This is a genomic window from Candidatus Cloacimonadota bacterium (genome assembly GCA_012522635.1).
Lineage (GTDB): Bacteria > Cloacimonadota > Cloacimonadia > Cloacimonadales > Cloacimonadaceae > Syntrophosphaera.
Genome location: JAAYKA010000077.1, coordinates 1 through 8,876 on the forward strand (window position 1 = coordinate 1; position 8,876 = coordinate 8,876).

Below are 8,876 nucleotides of genomic sequence, written 5' to 3' on the forward strand. Positions count from 1 at the left end.
GAACCGGGAACGCAGATTGGCGGACTGATCAAGGAAAACAGCTATTTGGACAGAGATGTGGTCGGCGGGTTAAGCTATTATCATTATAGGCTTTGCGCGGTTGACCAGCAAGGGAATGAAAGCCCCTATGCCGGTGGCGTGAAAAGCCGTCCCGTGAGCTTGAATCAGGGCATCCTGATTGTGGATGAAACCGCGGACCTGAGCGGAAATGGGCCATTTCAACCTTCTGACGCGCAGGCGGATGAATTTTACGATGCCATCACGGCGAAATTCAACTGCACGGAATTGGATTTGAACGCCTGGAACGAAGAACTGCGGCTGGCGGACATTTGCGTCTATTCCACAATTTTGTGGCACGGGAACGACCTTTCGGAGATGGACGCGCCCTATTTTGCGCAAGATGTTCTGCGCCAATATGTTGAAGCCGGCGGAAACATCCTGTTCAGCGTTTATCATCCTTCGTTGGCCTTTGATCTGAATTCCGGATATCCAGTCCAGTTTGAAGAAGATTCCTTCATTTATGACTACATCGGCATCGCGGAAGCGGATCACAGCAACTCTGCCCGGTTTAAGCGCGCCAATCCTGAATTTGAATATTTCCCACCCCTGGAGGTGGATCCCGAAAAAACCAATGAAGCCATGGGTGGACACATCCCGCGTGTGGAAGGAATGATGCCAACAGATGACTGCATAACAGTTTACAGCTATGCGTCAGACCACGAAAACGACACCGCGCAGGGGCGTTTGAACGGTATGGCGGTGGGGATTTTGAACCTGAACCAGGATGGCAAAATCTGCACCTTGAGTTTTCCGCTCTACAATATGCGCCAGGATGATGCCCAAAAGCTGGTGGAATATGTGTTTACGGAGTATTTTGGCGAAAGCCTGATTGCGGGGGAAAGTGTTGAGACACCAGTGATTTGCATGGGAAGCCCCTTTCCCAATCCATTTGACTCTGAAATCCAGGTGCGGGTGGAGCTTAAAGACAATGAAAAGCCTGTGAAGGTGGAGGTTTTCAACCTGCGTGGGCAAAAAGTGAAGACCCTTTTTGAGGGAAACTGCCCAAAATCCAAACTGCATAAATGGGACGGCTTGGATGAGGGCGGACGCCGCGTTGGCAGCGGGGTTTACCTGATTCGGGCGCAGCAGGATGGGAAAAGCGCGGTGGCGAAGGTGGTGAGGTTTTAGCGTTTTTTGCCTGCAAGCTCTGCGGTTCGGTGCCGGCATGTTTGGCAGCTTTTTGGCTCAAAAGGGAAAAACCTCCGCTGCCAACTTATTTGCTCAAGATGGCAACAAACATGCTCTGTTTTACAAGGCAAGACATTTTTCTTGTCGGAAAGAGGGGCTTTAAAAACTATGCACCCGGTATCTTGTTGTCATATGAAAAAAATTTGCAGGGATTGGCAAGTCCACATGTATCATAGTAAATGTGGAAAGCCACCCATTTTCAAAGAAATGATTTTTACCACCTTAAGGAATATGTCATGAGAAAACACTTTTTTGTCCTGCTGTTGCTGTTGCCACTGGCCTTGGCGGCGCAGCAGTATAGCCTGGAACAGCTTGTTGAACACGGATTAGAGCACAGCTATGGCATGCAGAGTTCTGGTTTGAGCTATGAATCCAGCCTCAGCAGTCTGAGCTCTGCAACATGGAATCTTCTCCCGGACGCCAGCTTGAATTTTGGCATCACCGGCGATTTTTACCATCCCAATGATCCTCCAAAACCTGATGTCAGCAGCCAGGCTGGTTTTTCCATCAGCAAAACCATCAGTCTGAACGACGACGCCTGGTTCAACTACCGCTATGCGAAATTGGACGCCGAAAAGGCAAAACTGACCTTGGAAACCAGTGCCAGTTCCTACGCCTACAGCGTTTTCAGCGCCTATTTGGATGTGTTGAGCACCCAAAGCCAACTGGCATCGCTGAACCGCAACCTGGAGATTCAAACCAGGGTGTGGGAACGCGCTCAAGCCTTGAACGAACTGGGAAAAAACACCGGCTTCGACGTGAAGGAAAGCGAAATCGCGGTGATGAACGCGCGCATTTCCATCATGCAACTGGAAAACAGCATCGCTTCGAAGCGCAGTCAGCTTTTCGGGCTGGTGCGCATGGAAGATTTGGGCTATGAACTGGCGGATTTGGAGCCAGAGACAGGCTTTGAAGTTCCCGAATATCTGCCCGAACAGAGCAACAAGGTGAAGCTCCTGAAGGCGGATTTGAAACGTGGAGAACTGGGTCTCAGCCAAAACTTCCTCAGCTATTTCCCGCGTGTGAGTCTGGCTTACAACTATGGTCGCGGCGTGAGCGGGAGCGATTTTGACTTTGACATCTACAACACAAATCACACCCTTTCCCTGAACCTCAGCTATTCGCTGTGGAACCAATTTAAACAAGGGCAGACCAGCAAACGTTCGAACCTTTCCCTGCGCTTGGCAGAACTGGAAGTGCAGCAACAATTGGAAGAAATCGACCGCCAATATGTGAACCTATGCCGGGAACTGGAATATCTGCAACGCTTGGACGAGCTTTACACCGAAAAACTGGCGCAGGCGCAAACCCAGATTAACGTGGGTGAAGAGCGCTTCCGCCTGGGCTTAATCGAAATTTTGGAACTGGACAAGGTCCGCGTGGAATACATTGATTCTGAAATCTCATACAACAACAACCGCTACCAGATTTTGGCACGGCAGGAAGCCATCAACAACCTCCTCTCGCGCCAAATCTTGGGAAAATGGTAAGGAATAAACATGAAACTGCGTAAAACCCTCACATACGTCATCATAGCCGTAATCGTAATCGCCGGCGTACTCATTTTCACCCAGGTTCGCAAAAAGAAAAACCAGCCGGAATGGAAGCTGGACAGCATTAGCAGCGGCACCATCCGCGAGGTGGTGACCGCCACCGGCTCGTTGAACCCAACTGTTTTGGTGGAGGTTGGAACCGAGGTTTCCGGCACGATTAAAACACTCTATAAAGATTTTAACGACAATGTGCGCAAAGGTGAGCTTTTGGCAAAGCTGGACACCGAAATCTTGATGGCAAACGTGGAATCCGCCCAAACGGACCTCACCAAAGCCCGCATCAGCCGGGATGACGCCAGAATGGAATATAAAAACAGCCAGGCCCTGCGCGCCAAAGATATGGTTTCGGAATATGACCTGCAGAAAGCGAAAAACACGCTGGATCAAGCTGAACTGAGCTATTCCACCAGCCAACTGAAGCTGAAAACCGCGCAAAAAAATCTGAGCAATGCCACCATCACCTCCCCCATCGACGGCGTTATCATCAGCCGCGAAGTTTCTGAAGGACAGACAGTTGCCGCCAGCATGAACGCGCCCACGCTTTTCACCATTGCCAATAATTTGGACCAGATGGAAATCACTGCCAGCATCGACGAAGCCGACATCGGTAAAATAAAAGTTGGTATGCCGGTGGAATTCACCGTGGATTCCCACGCAGGTGAAACATTCACGGGCTCGGTGCAGCAAATCAGGCTGAAATCCTCCTCCGAACAAAACGTGGTGAGCTACAATGTTATCATCGACGCGGCGAACCCCGATCACAAGCTGCTGCCGGGCATGACCACAAACGTGAGCATCATCACACAATCCAAGGACGACGTTTCACGCCTGCCGGAAGCTTCAATCCGCTTCACACCGACCAAGGAGATGTGGAAACTGTTTGGGCTGAAATGGGAGGATGACCTCATCTCCAACGCTCGCAAATCCGCTATGGAAAAACTGATGGGCAATCTTTCGCCGGAAAAACCAGACGAAAGCACAGCCCGGAACGGCAAAAGCAAGGCTGACACAGCAAAAGCCACTGCTCAAAATTCTGAAGGCAGCCGCGGTCGTGGAGGCAGGTCTGGCAGAGGTCCCGGCGGAAATTCTGCCGGAATGCGGGGCGGTGGAATGCCTGGTGGAGGAGCGTCAGGCATGATGGGCAATGGCAGCAATGGACGCTCCAGCATGGCCATGATCTGGGTTTTGAAAGACAAGACTCCGGAACTCATCGCGGTTCGCACCGGTGTTTCCGATGGAGCTTTCGTTGAACTGCTCAGCCCACTGGATTCAGACATCAAAATCATTACCGGAGTGAACTATAAAGACCCAAGTCAAGCTCAGGGACAGAACGCCTTGCGTGGACCAGGGATGGGTGGCAGGTTCTAAAGCATGACGAACAAAACACTGCTCAAAGTGCGCGGCGTCACGAAGGTTTACACCATGGGTGAAGTGCAGGTGCACGCCCTGCGTGGCATCGACCTGGAAGTGCGCGAAGGAGAATTCGTTGCCATCATGGGCGCCAGCGGTTCGGGCAAAACCACCTTCATGAATCTGGTGGGTTGCCTGGATAAACCCAGCTCCGGCAGCTATGAGCTTGATGGCATCAACGTTCACGAAATGGAAGACGAGGAGATTACGAAAGTGCGAAACCAAAAGATTGGTTATGTGTTTCAATCCTTCTACCTTTTGCCCCGCACCACAGCTTTGGAAAATGTGGAACTGCCCCTGCTCTATTCCAACAGCGTCCCAGCCAAAGAGCGTCACAGCCTGGCCATGAAGGCGCTGGAAACTGTGGGTTTGGCAGACCGCGCGCGCCACTATCCAAATCAGCTTTCCGGAGGTCAGCAGCAGCGTGTGGCCCTGGCGAGAGCCATCGTGAACAACCCTGTTTTCCTGCTTGCGGATGAACCCACCGGGAACCTGGATACCCGCACCAGCGTTGAGGTGATGGAGCTTTTCCAAAAATTGCATGAAGAGGGTAAAACCGTGCTGCTCATCACCCACGAATCCCATATTTCCAGCTACGCGGATCGCGTTATCACTTTCAGAGACGGACGCGTGATTTCCGACAAGAAGACCCCGGAGCCACGCAAAGCCAGTGAAGACCTGAAAAATATGCCCCGCTTGGATGAAGACGAGGAGCTTGCCTGATGAATTTTTTTGGAATCCTACGCATCGCTTTCAAATCCCTGGCGCGCAATAAAACCCGCACCTTCCTCACCATGCTTGGCATTATCATCGGCGTGGCGGCTGTGATTACCATGATCGCCATCGGCCAGGGTGCCAAAAAGATGGTGGACGACCAAATCAGCACCATGGGCACAAACGTGATTATGGTGATGTCGAATTTCAGCAGTTCGCCAAGCACGGTGCGCCAAGCCGCCGGCTCTGGAAACACCCTGGATGAAGCCGACGTTGCCGCCATCCGTGAAAAAGTGGATGGAGTGCTTTACGCATCACCGGTTTACAACACTTTCGGCCAGCTTAAATATGGCAACAACAACTGGCGCGGATCGGTCCAGGGCGTGGACGTAGATTTCTTCACGATCCGCAGCATGGAACTGGAATCCGGCGACTTTTTCTATCCCTCAGAAGTGGAAAACGGCGCCAAGGTCTGCGTGATTGGAAAAACCGTGTCCGACAACCTTTTCATGGGCTTGGATCCGATTGGGAAAACCATGCGCATCCGCAACATCCCCTTCACCGTGAAAGGCGTGCTGAAATCCAAGGGGCAAAGTACGATGGGCGGCGACCAGGACGATATTGTTCTGGCGCCATATACCACCACCGCCACCCGCCTGCTGGGAATGCGCTGGCGCTTTATGACCATCATCGTTTCGGCAGAATCCAAGGAACGTATCCCCCTGGTGCAGCAGGAAATAACAAACCTGATGCCGGCAAGGCACAGCGGCACCACCACCGAGGATTTTATGGTTAGCTCCCAAACCGACGTGGCGGAAGCGGCAAACACCGTGGCAAACACGATGACCGTGCTTTTGGCCAGCATCGCCGGAATTTCACTGTTGGTGGGCGGCATCGGCATCATGAACATCATGCTGGTTTCGGTGACGGAACGCATCAAGGAAATCGGCATCCGCATGGCTGTGGGCGCCGGAAAGCGCGATGTGCTGTTCCAATTTGTGGTGGAAGCCATCGCCATCAGCATCCTGGGTGGACTTATCGGCATCGCCCTGGGCTGGGCTCTGGCCTCGATTTTGGGTAAAACCATGGGCTGGAGCATCCTGGTAACGCCTTGGTCTGTTTTCCTTTCCGTTGGATTTTCCTGCATCATCGGCATCTTCTTTGGCTGGTATCCAGCCCGCAAAGCTGCCAATCTGAACTTGATCGACGCTCTCAGATATGAATAAATAAAATTAAAACCCTGTGATATAAGGCGTTGGAACCTCTCCAGCGCCTTTTTTTGTCCTTTATAACGCTTTTTTGTCGCCCTCAGGCAAAAAAGTACTTGCCTTAAAATCAACTTCGCTTTTTGTGGGACGCAAAAGTTTGGCTTGAAAAAGCTATTTGGGAGCGTAAATGCGGTTTAAAACCTTTCCCGGGGGAGTTCATCCCCATGACTATAAGCACTTTTCCGCCTCCACTCCAGTGGAGGATCTCCCGCTGCCCAAAAGAGTTATCATCTCGATGTCCCAACACATCGGAGCGCCTTCCCAGCCTCTTGTGAAAGTTGGAGACGAGGTGAAAACTGGGCAAAAAATCGCTGAGGCAGGCGGCTTTGTTTCCATCCCCCAACACGCCTCCATCAGCGGAAAAGTTACCAAAATTGACCTTTTCCCCCACCCTGCCGGGGCTTCCGCGCTGGCCATCGAAATCACCGGTGATGGCGAAGATAGCTGGGTCGATTTGGTTGACGACGAAAACTTTCTCCAGCTTTCGCCCGCTCAAATGAAGGAACGCATCGGTGAAGCCGGCATCTGTGGCATGGGCGGCGCGGGCTTCCCCACCCTGGTAAAGCTCTCTCCGCCAGAGGATAAACCCATCGACACGGTTATTCTCAACGGGGTGGAATGCGAGCCTTATCTAACCTCAGACCATCGGCTCATGCTGGAAAAAGGACTCGAAATTGTCAGCGGCTTGAAAATCCTGATGAAAATCCTTTCCGCGAAACGGGGAATGATTGGCATCGAAGCAAATAAACCCGACGCCATCGCCCTGATGAAGAAGCTTTTAGCATCCGAAAAAGATTTGAGCGTGGTACCTCTGAAGCTCCGCTATCCCCAAGGCGCGGAAAAACAGCTCATCTACGCCGCAACCCGCAGAAAAGTCCCCACAGGTGGTTTGCCAATGGCGGTGGGCGTGGTGGTTCAGAATGTTGGTACCGCTTTTGCCATCTATGAAGCCACGCGTTACAAAAAACCACTGGTGGACAGAGTTATTGCCGTAACGGGCAGCATCGTTACCAATCCCAAAAACCTGCGCGCCCGCATCGGAACGCCTTTCGCAGACTTGGTGGAACATTGCGCTGGCACCAGCGCCCCCATCGGAAAAATCATCTCTGGTGGTCCCATGATGGGTTTTGCTCTGCCATCGCTGGACGCGCCTGTGGGAAAAGGCAGCTCCGGCCTCGTGTTGATGAGCGAAAAAGAAGCCCGTGGCATCGAGGAACGAAATTGCCTCCGCTGCGCCCGCTGCGTGGATGTTTGCCCCATGAACCTGATGCCCAGCATGATGGTTCAGGCCGTCAAAGCGGACGATTTGACCCTCGCTCTGCGCTGCGGTTTGGAAGATTGCATCAAGTGTGGAAGCTGTGCCTACGTTTGCCCCGCCCACATTCGTTTGGTGCAGTGGATTGACCGCGGAAAAATCCGCCACGCTGCCGCCCAACGCGGACAAAAGTGAGGTTCCCACCATGAAAGAAAGATATAAAGTTTCACCCGCGCCCCATCTGCACGAGGGCACCAGCATTCCCAACGTAATGTGGAATGTGGTGATAGCCTTGATTCCCGCGCTGGTTTTCGCCATCTACTATTTTGGTTGGCGTTCCCTGTGGCTCACCCTCTTGGGTGTGATTTCCGCCCTCGCCACCGAAGCCCTCATCCAATGGTTCCGCAAGGTTCCCATCACCATTTCCGACGGCTCCGCCGTACTCACAGGAATACTGTTAACTTACAATATATCAGCCGGTTCGCCCTGGTGGCTGCCGGTGGTGGGCTCCATTTTCGCCATCGCCATCGGCAAACAGGTTTTTGGCGGTTTGGGAAACAATCCTGTGAACCCCGCCCTCCTGGGCAGAGCTTTTCTGCTGGCTTCCTGGCCTTCGCTGATGACGGGAAATTGCTGGGTCAAAACCTCCAAAAGCGCAGTGATGAGCGGCATCAATCTGGATGCCATCGCTCCAAAACTTCAGAGCGTCGCGCCCAACGTGTATGAACTGGTTACAGGCGCCACACCCCTGAAAGTTGCCCAGCTCATCCGCGACCCCAGTCTCTATCCCGAGTTCAGCCAAAAGATTTTCAACGGACTCCTCGATCTCGGCACCCTCAAAAACCTCTTTTGGGGAAACCTGGGCGGCTGCATCGGAGAAATCTCTGTTTTTGCCCTGCTTTTGGGTGCCGCGTACCTGCTTTGGCGCAAAATAATTGAATGGCGCATCCCCTTCTTCTATCTGCTCACCGTGTTTGTGTTCACCTTTTTCTTCGGTGGAATCAAAGGCAGCGGCTATTCGCTCACCCTGCCCTTTTTCCATCTCTTCACCGGAGGATTGATGTTGGGCGCGTTTTTCATGGCCACAGATTATACAACCAGCCCCATGACAAAACCGGGGCGCATCATCTATGCCGTTGGCTGCGGCGTTCTGACCGTCATCATCCGCCTCGTGGGAGGCTATCCCGAAGGCGTTTCCTATTCCATTTTGTTTATGAACGTGATGACCCCGCTCATCGATATGTTGACCATGCCAAAAGCATTTGGGAAGGTGAAAAAATGAAAATCTATCTAAGACTCAGCCTCATCCTGCTGGCATTTTGCGTGGTGGCGACAGCGCTTTTGGCGTTTGTGAATTCCGCCACCAAGCCACGCATCGACGAACTGCAAACCAAAGCCGCCGATGAAGCGCGTTCCACCCTCATTCCC

Annotated in this window: 8 protein-coding genes; all 8 read left to right on the plus strand. The window is 52.5% G+C overall.

Features of this window, described 5'->3' with window-relative positions; translation table 11 throughout:
• Positions 1-1,188: T9SS type A sorting domain-containing protein (locus tag GX135_04255; GenBank protein NLN85300.1), on the plus strand; the 1,188-nt coding region annotated here is incomplete at its 5' end.
• A gap of 296 nt (positions 1,189-1,484) precedes the next feature.
• Positions 1,485-2,738 carry a TolC family protein gene (locus tag GX135_04260; protein NLN85301.1) on the plus strand — a complete coding sequence of 418 codons (1,254 nt, stop codon included), beginning with the start codon at positions 1,485-1,487 and terminating at the stop codon, positions 2,736-2,738.
• 9 nt (positions 2,739-2,747) lie between these two features.
• Positions 2,748-4,169 (plus strand): efflux RND transporter periplasmic adaptor subunit, encoded by a 1,422-nt coding sequence (locus tag GX135_04265; protein ID NLN85302.1) that lies wholly within the window; start codon positions 2,748-2,750, stop codon positions 4,167-4,169.
• A gap of 3 nt (positions 4,170-4,172) precedes the next feature.
• Positions 4,173-4,934: an ABC transporter ATP-binding protein gene (locus GX135_04270; protein ID NLN85303.1), complete on the plus strand. Its 762-nt coding sequence runs from the start codon at positions 4,173-4,175 to the stop codon at positions 4,932-4,934.
• Positions 4,934-6,151 (plus strand): FtsX-like permease family protein, encoded by a 1,218-nt coding sequence (locus tag GX135_04275; protein ID NLN85304.1) that lies wholly within the window; start codon positions 4,934-4,936, stop codon positions 6,149-6,151. Before GX135_04270 ends, GX135_04275 begins: the two co-directional genes overlap by 1 nt.
• Before the next feature lie 169 nt (positions 6,152-6,320).
• Positions 6,321-7,643, plus strand: a complete 1,323-nt coding sequence (gene rsxC, locus GX135_04280) for an electron transport complex subunit RsxC (GenBank protein NLN85305.1) — start codon at positions 6,321-6,323, stop codon at positions 7,641-7,643.
• Positions 7,644-7,653: 10 nt separating this feature from the next.
• Positions 7,654-8,730 carry an RnfABCDGE type electron transport complex subunit D gene (locus tag GX135_04285; GenBank protein NLN85306.1) on the plus strand — a complete coding sequence of 359 codons (1,077 nt, stop codon included), beginning with the start codon at positions 7,654-7,656 and terminating at the stop codon, positions 8,728-8,730.
• On the plus strand, positions 8,727-8,876 hold a 150-nt coding region (locus GX135_04290; protein NLN85307.1), incomplete at its 3' end, for an electron transporter RnfG. The genes GX135_04285 and GX135_04290, both read left to right, overlap by 4 nt.